The organism is Duganella zoogloeoides (assembly GCF_034479515.1).
GTDB lineage: Bacteria > Pseudomonadota > Gammaproteobacteria > Burkholderiales > Burkholderiaceae_D > Rugamonas > Rugamonas zoogloeoides.
Map to the genome: position 1 here is coordinate 5,649,027 of NZ_CP140152.1, position 21,140 is coordinate 5,670,166.

Below are 21,140 nucleotides of genomic sequence, written 5' to 3' on the forward strand. Positions count from 1 at the left end.
GCGTCAGGCCACGTGCGCCTGCCGCACCAGCTCAATCACCTTTTCAGCCGGCTGTTCAAAAGCGGCAATCAAGCCCGCCTCCTTCTGCCTGGCCGCCTTCAGGTGGCGTTCCTTGACGTGGCCATAACCGCGGATATCTTCGGGAATGCTGGCAATCGCCACCGCCTGCGCCAGGTTCGCTACCGTCAGCTTGGGCAGCAGCGCACGTACGGTCTCGCGGTACTGGCCGATCAGGGCGCGCTCGGTCTTGCGCTCTTCGGTGTAGCCGAAGATATCGAGGGCCGTGCCGCGCAAGCCCTTGAATTTGGCCAGCACGCCAAACGCCTTCATCATCCACGGACCGAACTCCTTTTTCACCAGCTGGCCCTGGGCGTCGTGCCTGGCCATGATCGGCGGCGCCAGGTGGAACTTGAGCGTGATGTCGCCCTCGAACATGGCGGCGATCTTTTTCTGGAACGCGCCGTCGGTGTACAGGCGCGCCACCTCGTACTCGTCCTTGTAGGCCATCAGCTTGTAGTAGTAGCGCGCCACGGCTTCGGCCAGGCGCGTGCCCTTGCCCAGTTTCGCTTCGGCGGCGCGCACGTCGTCCACCAGCGCCAGGTACTGCTGCGCGTACGCCGCATTCTGGTACGCGGTGAGCAGTTCCATCCGTTTGGCAATGACGTCGTCGAGCGTCTGGATGCGCTTGAACTCGATCACCTTCGCTGGCGCGGTCAGGCGCGTGACCGAACCGAGGTCGTGCGCGGCCGTGCGGCCCCAGGTAAACGCGGCCTGGTTGAACGCCACCGACACGCCATTGAGTTCGATCGCGCGCACAATCGATGATTCCGACAGCGGCACATGGCCCTTCTGGAACGCATAGCCGAGCATGAACATATTGGTGGCGATCGAGTCGCCCATCAGCGCGGTGGCGATCTGGCCGGCATCGACGAAGTCGGCCATGTTCTCGCCGCAGGCGCGCACGATTTCGCTGCGCGAGCTGGCGTCCGGGAACTGCCAGTCCGGGTTCTTGACGAATGCCGCCGTCGATGAGCCGGTGGAGTTGATCATGGCGTGCGTGCGGTTTTCTCCCATGCGCGACAGGGCGTCGCGGCTGGCCGTGACGATCAGGTCGCAGCCGATCACCAGGTCGGCGCTGCCGGTGCCCACGCGGGTGGAGTGCAGGTCGGCTTGACTGTCGGCCAGGCGCACGTGCGACATCACCGGGCCGCCCTTTTGCGCCAGGCCACTCATGTCGAGCACGATGGCGCCCTTGCCCTCCACGTGCGCCGCCACGGCCAGGATCTGGCCGACCGTCACCACGCCGGTGCCGCCGATGCCGGTGATCAGGATGCCGTACGGTTGCGCGGTCGAGGGCAGTACCGGCGTCGGCAGCACCGCAGGCGGGGTTGCGTTACCCGCAGCATCCTTGCCGGCAGCAGCCTTCTTCGGCTTTTTCAGGGCGCCGCCTTCCACCGTCACAAAGCTCGGGCAGAAACCGGTGGTGCACGAAAAGTCCTTGTTGCACGACGACTGGTTGATCTGGCGCTTGCGGCCCAGTTCCGTCTCCAGTGGTTCGACCGACAGGCAGTTCGACTGCACCGAACAGTCGCCGCAGCCTTCGCACACGGCCTCATTGATCACGGCGCGCTTGGCCGGATCGGGGTACTCGTTGCGTTTCCGGCGGCGGCGTTTTTCCGACGCACAGGTCTGGTCATAGATCATGGCCGACACGCCCGGCTGGTCGCGCAGTTCGCGCTGCACGTCCATCAGTTCCGAACGGTGGCGCACGGTCACGCCTTCAGCCCACTTGTAATCGGACGGGTATTTATCGGGTTCGTCGGTGACGACGATGATCGGCGTGACACCTTCGGCGGCGATCTGGCGCGAGATCATGCCGGGATCGAGCGGACCGTCGAACGACTGGCCGCCGGTCATGGCCACCGCGTCGTTGAACAGGATTTTATAGGTGATGTTGACCTTGGCCGCGACGGCGGCGCGGATCGCCAGGATGCCGGAGTGGAAATACGTGCCGTCACCGAGGTTGGTAAACACGTGCTTCTCGTTGGTGAACGGCGCCTGCCCCACCCAGGTGACGCCTTCGGCGCCCATGTGGGTAAACGTGGACGTTTCGCGGTCCATCCACAGCACCATGTAATGGCAGCCGATGCCGGCCAGCGCGCGCGAGCCTTCCGGCACCTTGGTCGAACTGTTGTGCGGACACCCCGAGCAGAAGAACGGCGTGCGGTCGGTCTGCGGATTCGGTTTTGCCGGCAGCGTGGTCAGCGCCAGCTCCTTCGCCTCGAGGAAGGCGATGCGCTGCTTGACGCGCTCCGCCACCGGGTGGCCATCGCAGTAATGGGCGATGCGCGAAGCGATCGCGCGGGCGATCTGCGCGGGATTGAGTTCGTACGTGGCCGGCAGCAGCCAGTCGCCGTGGCCGGTCTTGCCCTTGTTGCTCCACTCGCCCGTGTCGTCGAATTTGCCCACCACGCGCGGACGTTCGCCGTCGGGCAGGTTGTACAGCTCTTCCTTCAACGCGTATTCGAGGATTTGCCGTTTTTCTTCGACCACCAGGATTTCGTCGAGGCCCTTGGCAAATTCGTGCACGCCGTCCGCTTCGAGCGGCCAGGTCATGCCGATTTTGTACAGGCGGATGCCGATGTCGGCGGCGGCCTGCTCGTCGATGCCCAAGTCGGCCAGCGCCTGGCGCGTGTCGAGGTACGACTTGCCGGCGGTGATGATGCCGATCTTGGGCTTGGGGCTGTCCCAGATGATCTTGTTGAGTTTGTTGGCGCGGCAGTACGCCAGGGCCGCGTACCACTTGTAGGTGTTCATCCGTACTTCCATGTCAAGCACGGTGTCGGGCCAGCGGATGTTGAGGCCCCCGGCCGGCAGCTCGAAGTCCGTCGGCAGCTCGATCTTGACGCGGTCCGGGTCGAAATCGACCACCGCGCCCGACTCGATGATGTCGGTGACGCACTTCATCGACACCCACAGGCCGGTGTAGCGGCTCATGGCCCACGCGTGCAGCCCGTAGTCGATGTACTCCTGCACCGAGGCCGGGTACAGCACCGGGATGCCGCAGGCATTGAGGATGTGATCCGACTGGTGCGCAGTGGACGACGACTTGGCGGCATGGTCGTCGCCGGCCAGTACCAGCACGCCGCCGTGCTGTGCGGAGCCGGCGTTGTTGGCGTGCTTGAAGACGTCGCCGCAGCGATCGACGCCCGGGCCTTTGCCGTACCACATCGAGAACACGCCGTCGTACTTGGCGTCCTTGAACAGGTTGGTCTGCTGGGTGCCCCAGACGGCGGTGGCGGCCAGGTCTTCGTTCATGCCGGGATGGAACTTGACGTGGTGGGCGTCGAGGTATTTCTTGGCCTTCATGGCCGTCATGTCCACGCTGGTGACGGGGGAGCCGCGATAGCCGGTGATGTAGCCGGCGGTATTGAGGCCGGCCTGCAAGTCGCGTTCGCGCTGCATCATCGGCAGGCGGATCAGGGCCTGGGTGCCGGTCATGAAGGCGCGGCCGCGTTCGAGCGTCCACTTGTCGTCGAGCGAGAATTCAGGTACATCCGTCGGGATGGCCGGATCCAGTAGCAAACCCTTTTGAGGTGCGTTCATTGTGTTTGTCTCCACTATTCTTGCAGTGCGCGCCTCGTGAGCGCGCACGGAATGTGCTTCAGTGCCGGCGCGCCAATCTGTGAGGCGCTGCCGGCGAAAATAACGATTATGCGGTCAACACTCCCCGCTTGATTTGATCGAGTTCGATCGATTCGAACAGGGCGCGGAAATTACCCTCGCCGAAGCCCTGGTCGCCCTTGCGCTGGATGATCTCGAAGAAGATCGGGCCGATCACGTTTTGCGTGAAAATCTGCAGCAGCAGTTCGCGCTCAGTTTCGTTGCTCTGGCCATCGATCAGGATGCGCAGGCGGCGCAGGTCTTCCAACCGTTCGCCATGGTTCGGCAAGCGGCGGTTGACCAGCTCGTAATACGTTTCGATGGTGTCCTGGAAGGCGATGCCGGCCGCCTTCATGCCCTCGATCGACGTGTAGATGTCGTCCGTGCCGAGCGCGATGTGCTGGATGCCTTCGCCGTGGTACTGGTCCAGGTATTCGGCGATCTGCGACTTGTCGTCCGACGATTCGTTGATCGGGATGCGCACCTTGCCGCAGGGCGAGGTCATGGCCTTCGATTTCAGGCCGGTATGCTTGCCCTCGATATCGAAGTAGCGCACTTCGCGGAAGTTGAACATCTTCTCGTAGAAGTCGGCCCATTCCTTCATGCGGCCGCGATGGACGTTGTTGGTCAGGTGGTCGATGTACGTGAGGCCATGGCCTACCGGGTTGGCCTCGGCGCCGGGTATGGCTACGAAATCGACATCGTAAATGCTGATGTCGCCGATGGCGCCCTGCTCACCGCCGTTTTTTTCACGATCTTTGCCACGCCAGCGATCGACCAGGTAAATCAGCGAATCGCCCACGCCCTTGATGGCGGGGATATTGAGTTCCATCGGACCGTTCTTGTTGTCGAATCCCCAGGCGCCCTGCTCGAGCGCGCGCCGGTACGCAAACGCGGCGTCCTTGACGCGGATCGCGATCGCGCACACGGACGGGCCGTGGTGGCGCGCGAAGCGCTGGGCAAACGAATCCTGCTCGGCGTTGATGAGGAAATTGATGTCGCCCTGGCGGTACAAGGTGACGTTTTTATGGCGATGGCGGGCGATGGCGGTAAAGCCCATGCTCTCGAACAGGGCGCCAAGCGCCTGCGGGTCCGGGGCCGCGTATTCGACGAACTCGAAGCCGTCGGTGCCCATCGGGTTGTCCCATGGCTGGAATTGCATTTGTATCTCCTCCTGGTTTTGTTATGCGAATTTATCGCCCAGTATAGACCCGCCTTCCCGGCATTTAATTGCAAACAATTCCCCGACATGGCGAATGTGCGCAATAATATTGCCTTAACGCTGATTTATTGAGGTAATTATGACCAAAGTTGCATTGGACAAAACCGATCGCAAAATTCTGTCCATTTTGCAAGCCGACGGCCGGCTGTCCAACCAGGATGTTGCCGAGATGGTGGCGCTGTCGCCATCGCCGTGCCTGCGCCGCATCAAGCGGCTCGAAGAGGCTGGCGTGATCCGCCAGTACGTGGCGCTGCTCGACCCCGACAAGATCGGCCTGGGCCTGCTGGCCTATGTGAACGTGCGGCTGGAAAAGCACAGCGACGCCGGCGCCCACAGCAACGCGCGCGCGCTGGGCGCCCCCAATGCGCCACCGTCGCCGCGCGCCGACTTTGCCGACTCGGTGGGACAGTGGCCCGAAGTAGTGGCCTGCTATGCGATGACGGGGGAGATGGATTACCTGCTGCGCGTGCACGTGGAAGACATGGAGCACTTCTCGCGCTTCATGATGGCCACCCTGCTGCGCCACCCGGCGGTGCTCGACGTGAAATCGAGCTTCGCCCTGCAGCGCATCAAGGATACGACCGCGCTGCCGCTGACCAGCCAGCCGTAACCACTGTTATGGGAAGTGACGGTTCAGATGATTTAAAAACGGCTCGGCTTTCATGAAGCCGATCACGCGGCTGCCCGGCACTTCCTGGCCATCCTTGAACAGGATCATGCCGGGCGGGCCGAACAGGCCGAAGCGTTTCATCAGCGCCTTGTCGTCGGCGTTATTGGCCGTCACGTCCACCTGCAGTACGCGAATCCTGGCCATCTTGTCCTTCACTGCCTGCTGCGAAAACGTGAAGCGCTCCATCTCCTTGCACGACACGCACCAGTCGGCGTAGAAGTCCAGCATCACCGGGGTCCTGGTGGTGGCCAGGACCTGGTCCAGCTCCGCCACGGTTTTGATGCGCGGGAAGTGCGCGTCGGCCGCCGCCGGCGCGGCGCCTGCGTCACCACCGCGCGCCGCCAGATGACCGAGCGGCTGCAGCACATCGCGGCCACCGCTGGCGGCGCCCGTCAGTTCCAGCACACCGACCAGCAGCAGCGCCATGCCCAGCGCCTTGCCCACGTACGTGCCCAGTCCGGCCCCCTTGGGCGCGGATTCGAACACGTTGAGGAACGCGGCGCACAGCAGCGCGAACACACCCCACAGCACCATGCCGGTCGTGGCCGAGAAAACCGGCGTGATCATCCAGATCGCGGTGGCGATCAGCAGCAGGCCAAACAGCTTTTTCACGCCATTCATCCAGCCGCCGGCGCGCGGCAGCAGGCTGCCGGCCGAGATCCCAGTCAGCAGCAGCGGCACGCTCATGCCCACGGCCATCGAGAACAGCGCCCAGCCGCCGGTCCAGACGTTGCGGGTCTGGCTGATGTACAGCAGCGCACCGGCCAGCGGACCGGCCACGCACGGCCCCACGATCAGGGCCGACAGCGCCCCCATGACAAACACGCCGGCGAACTTGCCGCCGCCCATATTGCCGCTGGCGGAACTGAGGCGGCTTTGCAGGTTGCTGGGCAGCTGCAACTGGTACACGTCGAACATCGACAGCGAGAGCACGAACAGCAGCGCGCCAAAGGTCAGCAGCACGGCCGGTTTTTGCAGCGCTGCCGCCAGGCCTTCGCCGGCCAGGCCCGCCGCCACCCCGAGCGAGGTATACACGAGCGCCATGCCCAGGCTGTAGGCCAGCGCCAGCGCGAAGCCGCGGCCACGCGACGGATTGCCTTCGCCGACGATGATCGACGACAGGATCGGCACCATCGGCAGCACGCAGGGCGTAAACGACAGCAGCAGGCCGAAGACCAGGAAGGCGAGGCCGATGCGCCAGGCGCTGCCGCTCTCCAGCGTGCGCTGGGCAATCGAGCTGTCGTCCTCATGCACGGCCGGCGCCGCAGTCGCTGCACCTGCCACCGCTAGCGGCACGGCCGGTGCAGCGCCAGCTGGTGCAGCGCCAGCCGGTGCCGCCGGCACAGCCTCGCCATCGGCCGGCAGCGCCGTCAGCACGCCGGTTTTGGCCGGGTCGATGGCATAGCTGGCACTGGCCGGCGCGTAGCACAGGCCCGCGTCGGCGCAGCCCTGGTAGTTCACGGTCAGCTTCATCGGCTTGCCAGACGCCAGCGGCAGATCGACCACCAGCTGATCCTGGTACGTCTCCATCTCCTTGTTGAAGTTGGTGTCGAACTTGCGGATGCCGTCCGGCAGGCGCGGCGTGGCCAGTGCCACGCCGTCGGCCTCGAAGCTCAGGCGCTCGCGGTACAGGTGGTAGTCGGGCGCAATCTTCCATGCCAGGCGCACGGTGCGGGCGTCGGTCTGGGTGGCGGTGAGCTTGAACGCCTGCTCGGGTTCGAGGAAGTCGGCGGCACGCGCCGGGTTGGCCATGCCAATGATCAGTGCCAGCAGCATGGCCAGGGCGGCCACCATCATGGCAGCCGGCATTTGCATGCGGCGCCACAGCCATTGTTGTGTTTTCATGTCAGAGATTCCTGTAAAGCGTCTGTCCGTGCTCGTCGATGGCCAGGTAGCCCATGTCGGAGGTCTTGAGAAAAGTGTGTCCTTCGTGTTGCTTGAGCATGGCGATGGTGGAGCAGCTGCCCGCCGCCACCGCCATCGGCGCCATCACGCTCACCGAGCGCCAGTACCGCACCGGCATGCCGGTGCGCGGATCGAGGATGTGGCAGTAGCGCACGCCATCGAGCTCGAAAAACCGCTCGTAGTCGCCGCTGGTGGTCAAGGCACCGGAGCTGATCGGGATGCTGGCAATTGTGGCGCCGGGGTCGCGCGGGTCCTGGATGCCGATGCTCCACGGCCGCCCGTCCAGGCGCGGGCCGATAAAGCGCATGTCGCCGCCCAGGTTTACGTATCCGTGCCGCACGCCGGCCTCGATCAGCACCGCCGCCGCGCGGTCGGCCGCATATTCCTTGCCGAAGCCGCCGAAGTCGATCTCCATGCCCGGTTGCAGCAGGTACACCTGCTGCCGCTCGCAATGGACATGGCGCCAGCCCACCAGCGCCAGCAACGGCCCCAGGGTATCGGCATCGGGCACGCGCGGCTTGCCGAAGTCCCAGGCCCGGCGCAGTACGCCCGACGTGATGTCGAACAGGCCGCCGCTGGCCGCAAACAGCGCGGCCGCGTAATCGATCAGCGCCATGGTCTCGCTGTCGCACGCCACCGGCGCGCGGCCGGCAGCAGCGTTGATGCGCGAGACGATGCTGTCGGGCCGGTAGCGCGAATACTTGGTCTCGATTCGCCGCACTTCGGCGATCGCGCGCGCCGCCAGCGCTGCGGCCGCCGCCGCGTTCGGCGCCGACAGGCGCAACTCGCAGCGGCTGCCCATGGCGTCGAACTGCTGGCGGTGGATGGCCGCTACCATGTGCGGTTGACCGCCAGCTGGATGGTGCGCGCGCGCAGCGGTTCGAGGCCCGGGCTGCCCGAGCCGAACGCGCGCCAGCTGCCGCGTTGCTGGTAGGCCGAGACCTTGGCATCGACCGACCAGTCCTTGTCGATCTGCTTGCTCACCTTGAGGCCCAGCGTCACCGCGCCGAAGCCCGAGAGCCGGTAATCGGCCGACGCGAAGTTGCTCGGACTGTAGCCCGGCGGGAACGGCTGGCCCAGCGCCTGGTCGTACACGGGATCGAAATAAAAGTCGGCCGCGCGCTGGCTGTACAACCGTACTTCCGGCGTGACGGTCCAGCCATCGGCCAGCGGCTGCACAAACTCCTGGCCCAGCGTGTGGCCGCGCACGCCGAAGCTGTCGCGGTAATAGCGGTACGACGTGCGGCTGGTGCCGCCGGTCGCTTCCACGTAATGGTTCCAGCGCAGCAGCAGCGTGCTTTCGTCGCGGCTGCGCGGGCGGTTATCGGGAAACTTGTACGGATCGTTGAAGTATCCCTTGCCGATATCGTGGGCCAGCGTGACCTGCACCACGTCGGCCTTGCCCAGCACCTGCGTCACGCCGAGCAGCAAGTTGGTGCTGTGTTTGCGCTCGTCCCGGACGATCTGGTTGGTGGGGTTGATTTCATCGTTGGCCCGGCCGATGCCGGCCGACCAGGTGGTGTTGCGGTCTTCGCTCTCGAAGGTACCCGACAACGACACTGCGCGCGACAGGTAATCGTCCTCGGACGAATATGCCGCCCCCACGGTCAGGCTGCCGCGGTCGAAGTAGCGCTTGACGGCAACGTCGCCGGCCGTGCGATGGTCGCTCATGCGCGAGGCGCCCGATACCGCGCTGTGGTAGCGCGGGGTAGCGCCCGAGACGTCGTCATTCACGGCCGAAGCGCTGATGCTCCACACGCCGGCCACCGGGGCCATGACAGACACCGACGGCGCCTTCACGTGGATGCGGTCGAGGCCCGACTGGCTGTCCTTGTAATCGAGGTAGCCGATGCTGATCACGCCATTGGTGGGCAGTGCCTCGGCCTGCGCCTGCACGCCGGGCAGCAGCAGCGCGGCAGCGAGGATGGCGGAGGCCGCGAAGGGAGACGTAGCGGACGGGGTTTCGGTCTTGATAGGTTCCATGTGCATAGTCCTAGTTGCAGCCGCAGCCGCCGCCACCGACGCCGGCGCCGCCCGAAGACGATTCGCGGCTGGTGTAGATATGGTCGTCATAGCGGTTGAACACCCCGCTGTCGTTGAAGGTCATTTCGGGCTTGGCCAGGTTGCCCTTTTCCCACGGCTGCACCTGGCCGAAGCCTGCACAACCGGTCAGCCCTGCGGCCAGCATGAGCACGAACACGAGCTTCATTTGGCCGCTCCCAGGGCGGCGACGATCTGCGCCTCCAGGGCGGCGCGGTCGCTGTCGCGGAAACCGGAATGCTCGGCGATCACCTTGCCGTCGGCGCCTACCAGCACGCTGCTGGGCATGCCCTTGATGCCGTACTGGCGCGGGGTGGCACCCTTGGGATCGAAAGCGATGGTGAACCTGGCCGGCGTGGTGGCGAGGAATTTGCGCGCCTCGTCGCTGGTGGCGTCCACGTTGACGCCCACGATCTGCAAACCGCGCGCGCCGTACTTGGCCTGCATCTCGTTCATCCAAGGGAACGACTGGCGGCACGGACCGCACCACGATGCCCAGAAGTCCACGTACACCACCTTGCCCTGCAGGCTGGCCAGCTTGACCTCGCCGTCAGCGCCCGGCAGCGTGAACTGCGGTGCGGGCGCCCCCTTGTCCAGCGCCAGCACCAGCGCGGGCGCTGCGGCCAGCGTAACGGCCAGTGCGGCCGCCGATACCATCGATAACATCTTCATTGCTTAGCTCCTCGGTTGGTGTTGGGCGGGCCGCCGCGTGGCGGCCCGGTATGTCATGCCGGCGCGATCACGTGCTGCGCTTGCGGCGCCAGAAGATCACGCCGCCGGCCAGCAGGACCAGGAAGGCCAGCATCGGGTCGTTGACGTCTTGCGAGGCCGAGCAACCGCCGCCGCCGGTGTTCTGCGGCGTGGCGTTGGCTGCCGGTGCTGCAGTGGCCTGGCCGGTCAAGGCGATGGTCGAGCTGCCGCCGGCCACGTTCGCATTGAGCACGATGGAACCGCTATTGCTGCCCGGGTTGACCGGGGTATAGCGCACCACCAGGTCGCAGGTGGCGCCGGGATTGAGCGTGAGCGGGAACGCGGCGCAGCCGGTGCTGTCGGTCACCTGGGCGAACGGACCGCTGAAGGTGGCGCCGGACAGTGTGAGCGCAGCCGAACCGCTGTTGGTCAGCGTGAAGCGGCGCGTTGGCGTGGCGCCGATGGTGACAGCGCCGAAGTCGAAGCTTTGCGGATTGACGCCAAGCGCCGGCGCACCGGCTGCCACAGCCACGCCATTGCCGCCCAGCGCCAGCGAGAACTGCGCGCCGCCGTCGGTGACGACCATCAGCGTGGCGCTGCGGGCGCCAGTTGCCGTCGGACGCAGCGCCGTGGTCAGGGTGCAGCTGGCGCCGGCGCCCACCTGGGCGTTGGCCACGCAGGTGCCGCCGAGGACGAAGTCGCCGGGATTGGCGCCGCCCAGCGTGAGCGTGGCGATGCGCAGCGCAGCGGTACCGGCGTTATTGAAGGTGGTCGTGTGCACGGCGGCCGTGGCGCCCACCTGGGTGTCGGCAAACGCGATCGGTCCGGCTTCGGACAAGACCGGTACGCCAACCGCCTGGGCGCTGCCGGTGCCGGTGACCGCCACTTGCAGCGGCGCAGCGTTCGAGGTGACGGCCAGGGTGGCGGCAATGGCGCCAGGGGTGGTCGGTGCAAAGCGCAGCGGCACCGAGCAGCGCGCGCCCACGGCCAGCGTGCTGCCGCAATCGCTGCCCGCGATGGTGACGCTGGCAGCGCCGGTGACGCCGATGCTGGCGATGTTCAGGACCACGTTGCCGGTATTGGCCAGTACCACGGTCTGCGCGACGGCCGGCGTGTTGACGGTCTGCGCGCCAAAGGCGATGGCCGATGGTGTAGCAGTCACCGCCGGGGCGGCGGCGCTGGCGGTGCCGCTCAAGCCCACGCCGGCGCTGCCATTGGCAGCGTTCGACGCCAGCGTCAGCGTGCCGGCAAAGGCGCCGGCGGCGGTTGGCGTGGCGGTAACGGTCACGGTGCAACTGGCGCCGGCGGCCACCGGGGTGGCGGTGGCGCAGGTGCCACCCACCGTGAAGAAGCCGGCGTTGGCGCCGCCCACGGCGATGCTGCTGAACGTGAGCGCGGCCTGGCCGCTGTTGGTGACGGTGACGGCAGATGGCGCGGACGCAGCGCCCGTCAGCTGGGCGCCAAAGTTGATGGTGGCAGCCGACAGGCCGATGGTGGCTTGCGGCGTGCTGTTGCCGGTGCCGGAGAGGGCCACGCTGCTGCTGCCGCCTGTGGCGTTATGGGTGATGGTGAGCGTGGCGGCGCGGCTGCCGGCGGCAGTCGGACGGAAACTGGTTTGCACGGTGCAGCTGGCGCCGGCGGCAACCGCCGCGCCGTTGGCGCAGGTGCCGCCGCCGATGCTGTAATCGCCCGCAGCGGCACCGCCCAGTGCGATGGTGCCGATGTTGAGCGCGGCGCTGCCGGTGTTGCTGAGCGTAGTGGACAGCGGGCCGCTGGTCAGGCCGATGGCGGTGCCGGTAAACGTCAGGCTCGCCGGCGCCAGCGAAGCTGCGGGCGCGGCCGTCACATTCGGGTTGCCGATGAACGCGGCCAGGTCTTCCAGTTCGGTGGACGAGAACCGGCCCGTGAACAGGCTGCCCATGCCGCCGCGATTGTTGGCAATCGCATTGGCGATCACGGACGGCTGGTTGGCCGCGCGCGTGATGCCGTTGACATTGGCCGCCGGCGAGGCGCCGTGGCACGACGCGCAACTGGCGCCGCCGGTCACCGGGCCGTTGAGATACAAATTCCTGCCGTTGAGCGCATCGGCGGCGCCTGCATGCGGCGCAGCTGCTGCCGCCCCGATGATCAATGCCGCCCCGGCCATACGCGCCGCCAATCCCGTCCCCATTGTCCCGCCCATGCCTGTTCTCCTGAAGTGAATTTAGTTACTGCAAACGGAGATCGCAAAGGCATTCATGCCGCTGTGCGCCAGTGCGCACCAGCGCCAGCTGCGGGTGCGCGCATACAGCATCGCCAGCACCACTCCCGGCCCCAGCACCGCCAGCGCCACGTGCCAGCCGCTGCCCAGGTGCAGCAGGCTGAAGGCGCCGGCCGACACCATCACCGGCCACACCGAAGCCGGCCAGCGCCGCATCAGCCACTCCTGCAAACCGGCACGCACCACGAGTTCTTCGAGCACGGGCGAGAGCAGCAGCAGGCGCAGGAAGTCCCACGCCGACGGGGCATACAGGTGCGCGCCGCACGCGGCGTCCCAGGTCCAGGGCAGGATCGATGAAATCAGCGACACGGTAAGTGAGAGCCTCGCTGCCAGTTGCGTATCTTGTCGGACCGTTCATTCCGGCCCGGGCAGCAAAGGTTCTAGAAAGGCACTACTTTTTTTTCGGCTGGCGCAATGTCAGACGCTCGAGCCATTTCAACGCGGCGCGTTGAGAACCTATTTCAGCAGGAATGAGGCAGCGGATTGCGATGCATCGGTGGCGGGGCCAAGGCGCGAGGAAGAAGCATGGCAGGCCATGCGATGACGAGCAACGCCGGCCCCGCTGCCGAGGCGCGCAAGCAGCGCCTCATTTCCTGCTGAGATAGGTTCTTAAGGCCTTGAAGGTGTAGTCGAGAGTGGCGAATTGTTCGTCGAGCGCTTCCTGCATCACGCTGGAAGGGTCGGCCGGCAGCAGCTTGAGGTAGGCGTCGGCCTCGCCGTATTCGCGGTGGATTTCCATGCCCGCCTTTTTGGCGATGTGCATCATGGTCTTGTTGGACGACAGGCAGTGCATGTACAGCGTATCGACATCGTTGTTGCGGCAGTGGATGGCGGCGCGCTCGAACATCTTCGAGCCGACGCCGATGCCGCGCGCGCTGCGGCTGACCGACACGCCGAATTCGGCCACGCGCGCCTTGTCGGTCACCGCGTCCTGCGCGGCGTCGCGCGGGGCAAACGCCAGGTGGCCCACCGCCACCAGCCGGAACACGCGGTTGTACACGCCGAATACGATGTCACGCGAAAAATCGATGGCAGCGACGTAGCGCTCGATCTGCTCGTCGGGCAGTTCGGTACCGAAGCGCAGCAGGCGGTCGGCCGGTTCGAGGTCGAGGAAGTGACGGCGCATGCGGCGCCGGTCGCGCGGGTGCAGCTGCTTGACCGGCACGCGCGGGCGGTATTTGCCGTCGGGGGTTTTGCTGCGCGCGCGCAGCGGATTCTGGAACAGGTCGATGGGGGCCATCGCTAACCCCGCACCCCGGCGCGGCCGTGCCGGTTAAACGGCGGCGTCGTCATCGTCGGCATTGAGCGCGATCTTGACCGCCTTCACGCGCTCCCGATGCACGAATTCAGGGATGCGTTGCGGGTTGTCGAGGCACCTTTGCGCAATTTCGCCCGCGTTCACCGCGCGCGCGGCCGCCATCGCCGTCTCCAGGTACGCCGCTTGCGGGAACGGCGCATCCTGGTAACTGGCCGACGGTCCGATGCGCCCGCGCGAATCGCACTCGGTCGCCAGCAGCATTTGCGAAAACCGCGCCGGCTTGCGGAACGCATCGCAGCGCTCCAGCAGCTTCACGATGGTGTTGGGCCGCAGTTGCAGCGCGCGGCCCACGTTGCCATGCTCGCGCGCGGTCATCACGGCCAGGTCGCGGCAGTCGGTGGGCACGCGCAGGCGCTTGCACACCTGCTCCACCAGTTTGACGCCGAGTTCCTCGTGGCCGTGGTGCGCCGGCCAGTTGTCGGGCGGGGTCACGCCCTTGCCCAGGTCGTGCATCAGGCAGGCCACGCGCGCAGGCAGCGCCAGGTTCGCGCGGGCGGCGCAGTCGATCACTTGCAGGATGTGGGCGCCGGTGTCGATCTCCGGGTGCCATTTTTCCGGCTGCGGCACGCCCCACAGTACGTCGAGTTCGGGCAGGATGCGCGCCAGTGCGCCGCAGTCGCGCAGCACCTCGATCATGCGCGACGGCTGCTGCTCCATCAGTCCGCGCGACAGTTCCTGCCACACGCGTTCGGCCACCAGCGCATCGACCTCGCCCTGCTCCACCATCTGCCGCATCAGCGCATTGGTTTCGGGCGCCACGCGAAAATCCGGATAGCGCGCGGCAAAGCGGGCCACGCGCAGGATGCGCACCGGGTCTTCGGCGAACGCATCGGACACGTGGCGGAAGATGCGCGCGGCGATATCGCGCTGGCCGCCGAACGGATCGGTGAGCGTGCCATCGTCGGCGCGGGCAATCGCATTAATGGTCAGGTCGCGCCGTACCAGGTCTTCTTCCAGCGTCACCTCGGTGGACGTGTGGAAGACAAAGCCCTTGTAGCCGGGCGCGGTCTTGCGTTCGGTGCGCGCCAGCGCGTATTCCTCCTGCGTCTTCGGATGCAGGAACACCGGGAAATCCTTGCCCACCGGGCGGTAGCCCTGCGCCACCATGTCATCGGGCGTGGCGCCCACCACCACGTGGTCGTGGTCCTTGACCGGCAGACCAAGCAACTCGTCGCGCACGGCGCCGCCTACGACATAAATCTTCATCATCAATCCGGCAGCTCGGCGTCGTGCTTGGGCGCCGTTTCGGTTTCGGCCAGTGCTTCGGTCACCCAGCGCGCCACGGCCGGATGGGCCAGCACGCGCTGGCAGTAGGCTTCCAGCGCCGGCGCCAGCGAGACGCCATAAGTGCGGAAGCGCGCCACCACGGGTGCGAAGTACGCATCCGCGATCGAGAAGTCGCCAAACAGGAATTGGTGGTGGCCAAAGCGCGACAGGCATTCTTCCCAGATCTCGCTGATGCGGCCGATATCGGCCTGCGAGCCATTGGTGCGGCCCTTGCCCGGCAGGCTGGCGCTGATATTCATCGGCATCGAATTACGCAGGTCGGTGAAGCCGCAGTGCATCTCGGCGCAGATCGACCGGGCCATGGCGCGCGCGGCCACGTCCTGCGGCCACAGGTGCAACTCGGGGAATTGCTCGGCCAGGTATTCGACGATGGCCAGGCTGTCCCAGATCGTGATTTCACCGGCCAGCAGCACTGGCACCCGGCCGCACGCCGAGTAGCTGCAGATGCGGTTGGCGGTGTCGGGCTGGTCGAGTTCAATGCGCACTTCCTGGAACGGGATGCCGAACGCGGTCATCGCCACCCATGGCCGCATCGACCACGACGACAGGTTCTTGTTGCCGATGACGAGGGTGAGGCCGGGCGAACGGGCGGCAGCCAGAGCGTTGGACAGGCTGGGATCGAGTTGGGTGGTCTGCATGATGGTTTAAATGGATGAATAATCTGGTCGCCGCCGGTTCAGCGGGCGAAGGTCGCTTCCTGCTCTTCCTGCAGGGTGTAGCCCTTGGGCGTGACCACGCCGATGCGCGCCTTGAGCGACTGCGGCCGCCCCTCGAACAGCGCGGCGTAGTAATTGGCGTTGGACATCACGTTCTTGACGTAGGTGCGCGTCTCAAAAAAGGGAATCGATTCGATGAACACGGCCGACTCCATCGGCTTGTCCAGCGACGCGCGCCAGGTGCGCGAGCGTCCCGGGCCGGCGTTGTAGGCGGCGGTGGCCAGCACCTGCGAGCCGTCCATATTCCCGAGCACCATGTTCAGGTAGTTCGTGCCCAGCATGATGTTGGTCTTGACGTCGGAGAGCATGTCCTGCGCGAAGTCGGTCAGGCCCAGCTTTTTCGCCACCCAGCGGCCGGTGGACGGCATCACCTGCATCAGGCCCGACGCGCCCGCGTGCGACTGCGCGTCCATGATGAAGCGCGACTCTTGCCGGATCAGGCCATACACCCACGCCTTGTCCAGGCCCAGGGTCTTGGTGGCCGGGTGCATGATGTCGTCGTGCGGCGACGGGAAGCGCTGGGTGTAATCGACCAGCACCCGGGTGCGGTCCGACGTGTTGACCATGCGGTCGAGGATGTGGTTCTGGCGCGCGTATTCGGCGGCAGCCAGGTGTTCGCGTTCGCTCAGGCCGCGCAGGCCCCAGTTCCACTCGCGCGTGCCTTCGAAGCGCAGGCGCATGCTGAAAAATTTCAGCGCGCGCTGGAAGTTGGGATTGGCGGCAATCGGGGCGATTTCGGCGGCGGTGATCGGTGCGCCCGGCGGCGGAATAGCGACCAGGCGGCCGGTTTCCTCGCGCGCCAGCTGGCCATAGAAATTGGGCTGGTCGGCGATGCTGTTGAACAGCCGCAGCGCCTCGCCCGACGGCGGGCTGGTGTCGCTGCCGTCGGCCATCAGGGCGCGGCCCTTCCAGTAGATCCAGGTGGGATCTTCGCGCAGGATGGCCGGCATGGCGTCGATATTCTTGTGTACCTGGCGCCAGTCGCCGTTGCGCAGCGCGATGCGCGTGCTCCACTGGGCCTGGTCGATCGACAGCGGCGCGCCGTCGGCACGCTTCCAGTAACCGGTGGTGTCGTCCGACAGCGAGTACGACGATTGCAGCGCAATTGCCGCCCAGGCGGCGCGCTGCTCCTGCGCTGTCAGCCTGGACGCGGCCTTGTTGAGCGCCAGCGTGGCCAGCTTGATGCTGGTCTTGGCCAGGCGGCCCACGGCAACGATGAAGATTTCATGTTCGGTGCGCCCGTTACCCGGCCCCTTGGCCACGGCCACTGCGGGCAGATCGATCGCCTGCACCACTTTTTTATCGGGCCCGCCGAGCAGGGCGACGATGCGCCGCGCCTGGCCGGTGGAATTGAACTCGCCGGACAGGCGCAATTGCGTGTACAGGTCGTCGGCGTCGAACTGGCGGGCCTGGTACAGGGTGCCGATCAGGCCCGCGCACGGTTCGCCGTAGCCGTTGGGGGAAATCAGCAGCGCGCGCGCCTCGCTGGCGACGTTCTGGCCCTTGATCGCGCGCGATTGCAGCGCATAGCATTTGAGCTGGGTATCGTCGTTGAGGACGAACAGCGGCAGTTGTTCGTCGAAGGTAGTCCAGTCGCGGGTGCGGCCCAGCTCGAGCAGCCAGTCGTTGCGCAGCCGGTCGACAATGGCCTGGCCCTGGTAGCGCTGCATGAAGCCGCGAATTTCCGCCTGCGAAGCGTCGCGCAGGCGCGCTTTGAGCCGATAATAGTCGACGTACGACGGAATCGAATAATTGGCCAGGCGCGCGGCGTAGAAATCGACCTTGGACGTCTCGTCCTTGCGCACGGCGTCGCGCATGAGCAGGAAGGCATCGTCCTCGCGCCGGGTTTCAGCGCCGATATCCTCGGATTGGGCAGAGGCGGTGACAGCCACCATGGCGATAACGGCGCCGGCGATCCATTTCGAAACGGAAATCAATGTGCAACTCTCTATTAGTCTTGAACCTGTCTTGAACCTGAGTAGAACCAACCATGACCAGCGACCCTAGAATACCACGCAGCGAGAGCGAAGCAATAGCCCCGTCCGCACCGGGCAAGGCAGAATTAAGGCAGCAACTGCTGGCCGCGCGGCGCGCCTTCGATGCGGCGTCGCGGGCGCAGTGGGACCGGGACATCGGCCGCCAGGTGGTGGCATGGTGGCAAGCGGCGCAACCAGCCACATTGGGCGTGTACTGGCCGCTGCGCGGCGAGCCCGATCTGTCGGCCGCTTACGCGGAGCTGGAACGCCTGGGGGCGCGGCTGCTGCTGCCGGTGGTGGTCGCCCGCGACGCGGCGCTGGAATTTGCCGACTGGCGCCTCGGCGAGGCGATGGTCAAGGATGGCATGGGCGTGGCGGTGCCGGCCGATTTGCGCTTGCGTGCGTATCCGGCGGCGTTGCTGGTGCCGTGCCTGGGGTTTAATGCGGGGGGGTACCGGCTCGGGTATGGCGGAGGATTTTATGACCGCACGCTGGCGCGGGTGCCACGGCCGGTGACGGTGGGGATTGCCTATTCGGCGTTGCAGGTGGGGTTTGCGGCGGACTTGCACGATGTGGCGCTGGACCGGATGATCACCGAACCAGCGCCACGCTGACAGTTATACCAGCCGCTGCCACAGCGCCGTGGTCGGCGCCGCCTGGTTCATGCTGTAAAAATGCAGTCCCGGCGCACCGCCGGCCAGCAGGCGCTCGCCCAGCTGCGTCACCACGTCGAGCCCGAATGCCTTGATCGAGGCCGAGTCGTCGCCGAAGCTGGCCAGCTTCAGGCGTACCCAGCGCGGAATCTCGGCGCCGCACATGTCCGAAAAGCGCATCAGCTGCGTGTAGTTCAGAATCGGCATAATGCCCGGCACGATCGGCACATCGATGCCCAGCTTGCGGGTCTGCTCGACGAACTGGAAGTACGCGTCCGCATTGTAAAAATACTGGGTGATCGCGGCGTCGGCGCCGGCCTTGATCTTGCGTTCGAACGCCAGCAGGTCGTCCTGCGGCGATTTCGCCTGCGGGTGCACCTCGGGATAGGCTGCCACTTCGATGCGGAACCAGTCGCCGGTTTCCTGGCGGATGAACTCGACCAGCTCATTGGCGTAACGGAATTCGCCTGCCCCGCCGTAGCCGCTCGGCAGGTCGCCGCGCAGCGCCACGATGCGGCGGATGTTGTGCGACTTGAACTCGGCCAGGATGGCGCGGATCGAGTCACGCGAACCGCCCACGCACGACAAATGCGGCGCGGCGTCTTCACCGGCGGCCAGGATTTCCACCACCGTGTCGAGCGTGCCGCGCTGGGTGCTGCCGCCGGCGCCGAAGGTCACGGAAAAATATTTGGGTTTCAGTTCGGACAGCTTGGCGCGCGTGGCGCGCAGCTTGTCCGCTCCTTCTGCCGTCTTGGGCGGAAAGAATTCAATACTGAAATTATGATTAGCCATCTGCGTTCTTCAAAAGTAAGGTAGACAGGGCCCAGGAAATAATGCTGTACAACAGCGCGCCACCGACGGCCGACATGAAGCTGTCAACGCTAAAGCCGGGCACGAATTGCGCCGCCAGCCAGAACGAAAAGCCATTGATGATGAAGATAAACAGGCCCAGCGACACCACGGTCACGGGCAATGTCAGGATCAGCAGCACGGGGCGGATCAGCGTATTGACCAGGGCCAGTACGAGCGCGGCAAAGAGGGCGGCGCTAATGCTTGTGACATTAACGGAATGCATCAGGTAAGGGATTGCCAGCAGGGCAACCGCATTGATTAACCAGGTAAGGACCAAACGCATAGTGAAATCTCGCTGCTAAGAAATCGATAAAAAACAGGGCCGGCAAACTCCGCCGACCCTATTCAACCAGCGCTAATTAATAGCGGTATGTGTCAGGCTTGTAAGGACCGTCGACGGACACGTTGATGTAGGCCGCTTGCTCCGGGGTCAGCTCGGACAGTTGGGCGTTGAGCTTTTTCAGCTGCAGGCGCGCGACTTTTTCGTCCAGGTGCTTCGGCAGCACGTACACGCCGACCGGGTAGTTGGCGGTGTTGGCAAACAGTTCGATCTGGGCGATGGTCTGGTTCGCGAACGACGAGCTCATCACATACGACGGGTGGCCGGTACCGCAGCCGAGGTTCACCAGGCGGCCTTCGGCCAGCAGGATAATGCGCTTGCCCGACGGGAAGATCACGTGATCGACCTGTGGCTTGATGTTTTCCCAGGTGTATTTCTTCAGCGCAGCAACGTCGATTTCGTTGTCGAAGTGGCCGATGTTGCAGACGATCGCCTGGTCCTTCATCTTGAGCATGTGCGCTTCGGTCAGGATGTGATAGTTGCCGGTGCAGGTCACGAAAATGTCGCCGTGTTCGGCAGCGCAATCCATGGTCACCACGCGGTAGCCTTCCATCGCAGCCTGCAGCGCGCAGATCGGATCGATCTCGGTCACCCATACTTGCGCCGACAGCGCGCGCATGGCCTGGGCCGAGCCCTTGCCCACGTCGCCGTAACCGGCGATGACGGCCACTTTACCGGCGATCATGACGTCGGTCGCGCGCTTGATGCCATCGACCAGCGATTCGCGGCAGCCGTACAGGTTGTCAAACTTCGACTTGGTGACGGAGTCGTTGACGTTAATCGCCGGGAAGGCCAGCTTGCCGTCCTTGTGCATCTGGTACAGGCGGTGCACGCCGGTGGTGGTTTCTTCGGTCACGCCCAGGATGTGCGGCAGGCGCTTGGAGTACCAGGTCGGATCGATCGCCAGCTTGGCCTTGATGGCGTTGAACAGGCAGATTTCTTCTTCCGAGGTTGGGTTGCCAACCACCGAGATGTCCTGCTCGGCGCGCGCGCCGATGTGCAGCAGCAGGGTGGCGTCGCCGCCGTCATCGAGAATCATGTTCGAGTACACGGCATTGCCGGCAGCGTCCGCTGGCCACTCGAAGATGCGGTGGGTGTAATCCCAGTATTCGTCCAGGGTTTCGCCCTTGACGGCAAACACCGGGGTGCCGGCGGCAGCGATGGCGGCAGCGGCGTGGTCCTGGGTCGAGTAGATGTTGCACGAAGCCCAACGCACGGTGGCGCCCAGCGCTTCCAGCGTCTGGATCAGCACGGCGGTCTGGATGGTCATGTGCAGCGAACCGGTGATGCGCGCGCCTTTCAAAGGCTGGGCTGCGGCGAATTCGTCGCGGATGGCCATCAGGCCCGGCATTTCGGTTTCAGCGATCTTGATTTCCTTGTCGCCCCACGGGGACAGGGAAATATCGGCGACCAGGTAGTCTTGCAGAGGTTTGAGTACGGCGTTCATCACGCCCTCCTTTCAGTTAGAAAAAAGTAACGTGAGCGCGGTTGCAGATTCCGAGCCTGGCGAAAAGGATTCGTCGCAGCGCTCCTCGGAAGGGGCATTCT

The 21,140-nt window shown here is 65.3% G+C and carries 18 protein-coding genes and 1 riboswitch; of the genes, 2 read left to right on the forward strand and 16 right to left on the reverse strand.

All coding sequences use genetic code 11. The features are described from left to right. Nucleotides 1-3: 3 nt before the first annotated feature. Together SR858_RS24785 and hppD are read right to left on the reverse strand one after the other, a co-directional pair. Nucleotides 4-3,606 (reverse strand): indolepyruvate ferredoxin oxidoreductase family protein, encoded by a 3,603-nt coding sequence (locus tag SR858_RS24785; RefSeq protein ID WP_026637821.1) that lies wholly within the window; start codon nucleotides 3,604-3,606, stop codon nucleotides 4-6. A gap of 106 nt (nucleotides 3,607-3,712) precedes the next feature. After that, nucleotides 3,713-4,825, reverse strand: coding sequence for a 4-hydroxyphenylpyruvate dioxygenase (gene hppD, locus SR858_RS24790; RefSeq protein WP_019924750.1), 1,113 nt, complete (start codon nucleotides 4,823-4,825; stop codon nucleotides 3,713-3,715). Between the two features lie 139 nt (nucleotides 4,826-4,964). Between hppD and SR858_RS24795 the strand changes: the two genes are divergently transcribed. Then, nucleotides 4,965-5,495 carry an Lrp/AsnC family transcriptional regulator gene (locus SR858_RS24795; protein ID WP_019924749.1) on the forward strand — a complete coding sequence of 177 codons (531 nt, stop codon included), beginning with the start codon at nucleotides 4,965-4,967 and terminating at the stop codon, nucleotides 5,493-5,495. A 6-nt stretch (nucleotides 5,496-5,501) separates the two neighbouring features. Here the strand turns inward: SR858_RS24795 and dsbD are convergent, their stop codons facing one another. From dsbD to SR858_RS24850, 11 genes are all read right to left on the reverse strand, one after another. Beyond that, on the reverse strand, nucleotides 5,502-7,400 hold the full coding sequence (gene dsbD, locus SR858_RS24800; RefSeq protein WP_019924748.1) for a protein-disulfide reductase DsbD: 1,899 nt from the start codon (nucleotides 7,398-7,400) through the stop codon (nucleotides 5,502-5,504). A 1-nt stretch (nucleotide 7,401) separates the two neighbouring features. Beyond that, nucleotides 7,402-8,298 carry an FAD:protein FMN transferase gene (locus tag SR858_RS24805; protein ID WP_019924747.1) on the reverse strand — a complete coding sequence of 299 codons (897 nt, stop codon included), beginning with the start codon at nucleotides 8,296-8,298 and terminating at the stop codon, nucleotides 7,402-7,404. After that, complete coding sequence (locus SR858_RS24810) at nucleotides 8,292-9,443, reverse strand: DUF3570 domain-containing protein (protein WP_154820000.1); 1,152 nt, start codon at nucleotides 9,441-9,443, stop codon at nucleotides 8,292-8,294. Before SR858_RS24810 ends, SR858_RS24805 begins: the two co-directional genes overlap by 7 nt. 10 nt (nucleotides 9,444-9,453) lie before the next feature. Further along, the gene (locus tag SR858_RS24815; protein WP_019924745.1) at nucleotides 9,454-9,669 is read right to left on the reverse strand and encodes a DUF4266 domain-containing protein; all 216 of its coding nucleotides are present in this window, start codon (nucleotides 9,667-9,669) and stop codon (nucleotides 9,454-9,456) included. Continuing rightward, nucleotides 9,666-10,172, reverse strand: a complete 507-nt coding sequence (locus SR858_RS24820) for a TlpA family protein disulfide reductase (RefSeq protein ID WP_019924744.1) — start codon at nucleotides 10,170-10,172, stop codon at nucleotides 9,666-9,668. Before SR858_RS24820 ends, SR858_RS24815 begins: the two co-directional genes overlap by 4 nt. Before the next feature lie 67 nt (nucleotides 10,173-10,239). Further along, nucleotides 10,240-12,372, reverse strand: a complete 2,133-nt coding sequence (locus SR858_RS24825) for a choice-of-anchor D domain-containing protein (RefSeq protein ID WP_322534101.1) — start codon at nucleotides 12,370-12,372, stop codon at nucleotides 10,240-10,242. A gap of 21 nt (nucleotides 12,373-12,393) precedes the next feature. Then, nucleotides 12,394-12,759, reverse strand: coding sequence for a JDVT-CTERM system glutamic-type intramembrane protease MrtJ (gene mrtJ / locus SR858_RS24830; protein WP_019924742.1), 366 nt, complete (start codon nucleotides 12,757-12,759; stop codon nucleotides 12,394-12,396). Between the two features lie 277 nt (nucleotides 12,760-13,036). Next, nucleotides 13,037-13,690 carry a GNAT family N-acetyltransferase gene (locus SR858_RS24835; protein ID WP_019924741.1) on the reverse strand — a complete coding sequence of 218 codons (654 nt, stop codon included), beginning with the start codon at nucleotides 13,688-13,690 and terminating at the stop codon, nucleotides 13,037-13,039. Nucleotides 13,691-13,723: 33 nt separating this feature from the next. Next, on the reverse strand, nucleotides 13,724-14,974 hold the full coding sequence (locus tag SR858_RS24840; protein ID WP_026637820.1) for a multifunctional CCA addition/repair protein: 1,251 nt from the start codon (nucleotides 14,972-14,974) through the stop codon (nucleotides 13,724-13,726). 2 nt (nucleotides 14,975-14,976) lie between these two features. Then, nucleotides 14,977-15,693 carry a glutathione S-transferase family protein gene (locus tag SR858_RS24845; RefSeq protein ID WP_019924739.1) on the reverse strand — a complete coding sequence of 239 codons (717 nt, stop codon included), beginning with the start codon at nucleotides 15,691-15,693 and terminating at the stop codon, nucleotides 14,977-14,979. Nucleotides 15,694-15,731: 38 nt separating this feature from the next. Next, nucleotides 15,732-17,708, reverse strand: coding sequence for a lytic transglycosylase domain-containing protein (locus SR858_RS24850; protein ID WP_019924738.1), 1,977 nt, complete (start codon nucleotides 17,706-17,708; stop codon nucleotides 15,732-15,734). A gap of 53 nt (nucleotides 17,709-17,761) precedes the next feature. Here SR858_RS24850 and SR858_RS24855 point away from each other — a divergent pair, with 53 nt between their 5' ends. Further along, entirely contained in the window at nucleotides 17,762-18,361 is a 600-nt protein-coding gene (locus SR858_RS24855; protein ID WP_084670234.1) for a 5-formyltetrahydrofolate cyclo-ligase, read from the forward strand. A 3-nt stretch (nucleotides 18,362-18,364) separates the two neighbouring features. On the opposite strand, the gene metF is transcribed toward SR858_RS24855, so the two are convergent. The 3 genes from metF to ahcY form a co-directional block, all read right to left on the reverse strand. Beyond that, complete coding sequence (gene metF, locus SR858_RS24860; RefSeq protein WP_019924736.1) at nucleotides 18,365-19,192, reverse strand: methylenetetrahydrofolate reductase [NAD(P)H]; 828 nt, start codon at nucleotides 19,190-19,192, stop codon at nucleotides 18,365-18,367. Next, a complete protein-coding gene (locus SR858_RS24865; RefSeq protein ID WP_026637818.1) occupies nucleotides 19,185-19,535 on the reverse strand; it encodes a phage holin family protein in 351 nt (116 codons plus the stop codon). Before SR858_RS24865 ends, metF begins: the two co-directional genes overlap by 8 nt. A 76-nt stretch (nucleotides 19,536-19,611) precedes the next feature. Further along, a complete protein-coding gene (ahcY, locus tag SR858_RS24870) occupies nucleotides 19,612-21,039 on the reverse strand; it encodes an adenosylhomocysteinase (RefSeq protein WP_019924734.1) in 1,428 nt (475 codons plus the stop codon). Between the two features lie 26 nt (nucleotides 21,040-21,065). Then, nucleotides 21,066-21,132, reverse strand: a riboswitch (S-adenosyl-L-homocysteine riboswitch). Between the last annotated feature and the right edge of the window lie 8 nt (nucleotides 21,133-21,140).

What these genes read in the sequence shown, in the direction of transcription:
- SR858_RS24785 (WP_026637821.1), bottom strand. Translation starts at nt 3,606, where the DNA reads ATGAACGCACCTCAAAAGGGTTTGCTACTGGATCCGGCCATCCCGACG.
- dsbD (WP_019924748.1), bottom strand. Translation starts at nt 7,400, where the DNA reads ATGAAAACACAACAATGGCTGTGGCGCCGCATGCAAATGCCGGCTGCC.
- SR858_RS24825 (WP_322534101.1), bottom strand. Translation starts at nt 12,372, where the DNA reads ATGGGCGGGACAATGGGGACGGGATTGGCGGCGCGTATGGCCGGGGCG.
- SR858_RS24845 (WP_019924739.1), bottom strand. Translation starts at nt 15,693, where the DNA reads ATGCAGACCACCCAACTCGATCCCAGCCTGTCCAACGCTCTGGCTGCC.
- SR858_RS24820 (WP_019924744.1), bottom strand. Translation starts at nt 10,172, where the DNA reads ATGAAGATGTTATCGATGGTATCGGCGGCCGCACTGGCCGTTACGCTG.
- ahcY (WP_019924734.1), bottom strand. Translation starts at nt 21,039, where the DNA reads ATGAACGCCGTACTCAAACCTCTGCAAGACTACCTGGTCGCCGATATT.
- metF (WP_019924736.1), bottom strand. Translation starts at nt 19,192, where the DNA reads ATGGCTAATCATAATTTCAGTATTGAATTCTTTCCGCCCAAGACGGCA.
- SR858_RS24795 (WP_019924749.1), top strand. Translation starts at nt 4,965, where the DNA reads ATGACCAAAGTTGCATTGGACAAAACCGATCGCAAAATTCTGTCCATT.
- SR858_RS24815 (WP_019924745.1), bottom strand. Translation starts at nt 9,669, where the DNA reads ATGAAGCTCGTGTTCGTGCTCATGCTGGCCGCAGGGCTGACCGGTTGT.
- SR858_RS24865 (WP_026637818.1), bottom strand. Translation starts at nt 19,535, where the DNA reads ATGCGTTTGGTCCTTACCTGGTTAATCAATGCGGTTGCCCTGCTGGCA.
- SR858_RS24840 (WP_026637820.1), bottom strand. Translation starts at nt 14,974, where the DNA reads ATGAAGATTTATGTCGTAGGCGGCGCCGTGCGCGACGAGTTGCTTGGT.
- hppD (WP_019924750.1), bottom strand. Translation starts at nt 4,825, where the DNA reads ATGCAATTCCAGCCATGGGACAACCCGATGGGCACCGACGGCTTCGAG.
- SR858_RS24805 (WP_019924747.1), bottom strand. Translation starts at nt 8,298, where the DNA reads ATGGTAGCGGCCATCCACCGCCAGCAGTTCGACGCCATGGGCAGCCGC.
- SR858_RS24835 (WP_019924741.1), bottom strand. Translation starts at nt 13,690, where the DNA reads ATGGCCCCCATCGACCTGTTCCAGAATCCGCTGCGCGCGCGCAGCAAA.
- SR858_RS24810 (WP_154820000.1), bottom strand. Translation starts at nt 9,443, where the DNA reads ATGGAACCTATCAAGACCGAAACCCCGTCCGCTACGTCTCCCTTCGCG.
- SR858_RS24855 (WP_084670234.1), top strand. Translation starts at nt 17,762, where the DNA reads ATGACCAGCGACCCTAGAATACCACGCAGCGAGAGCGAAGCAATAGCC.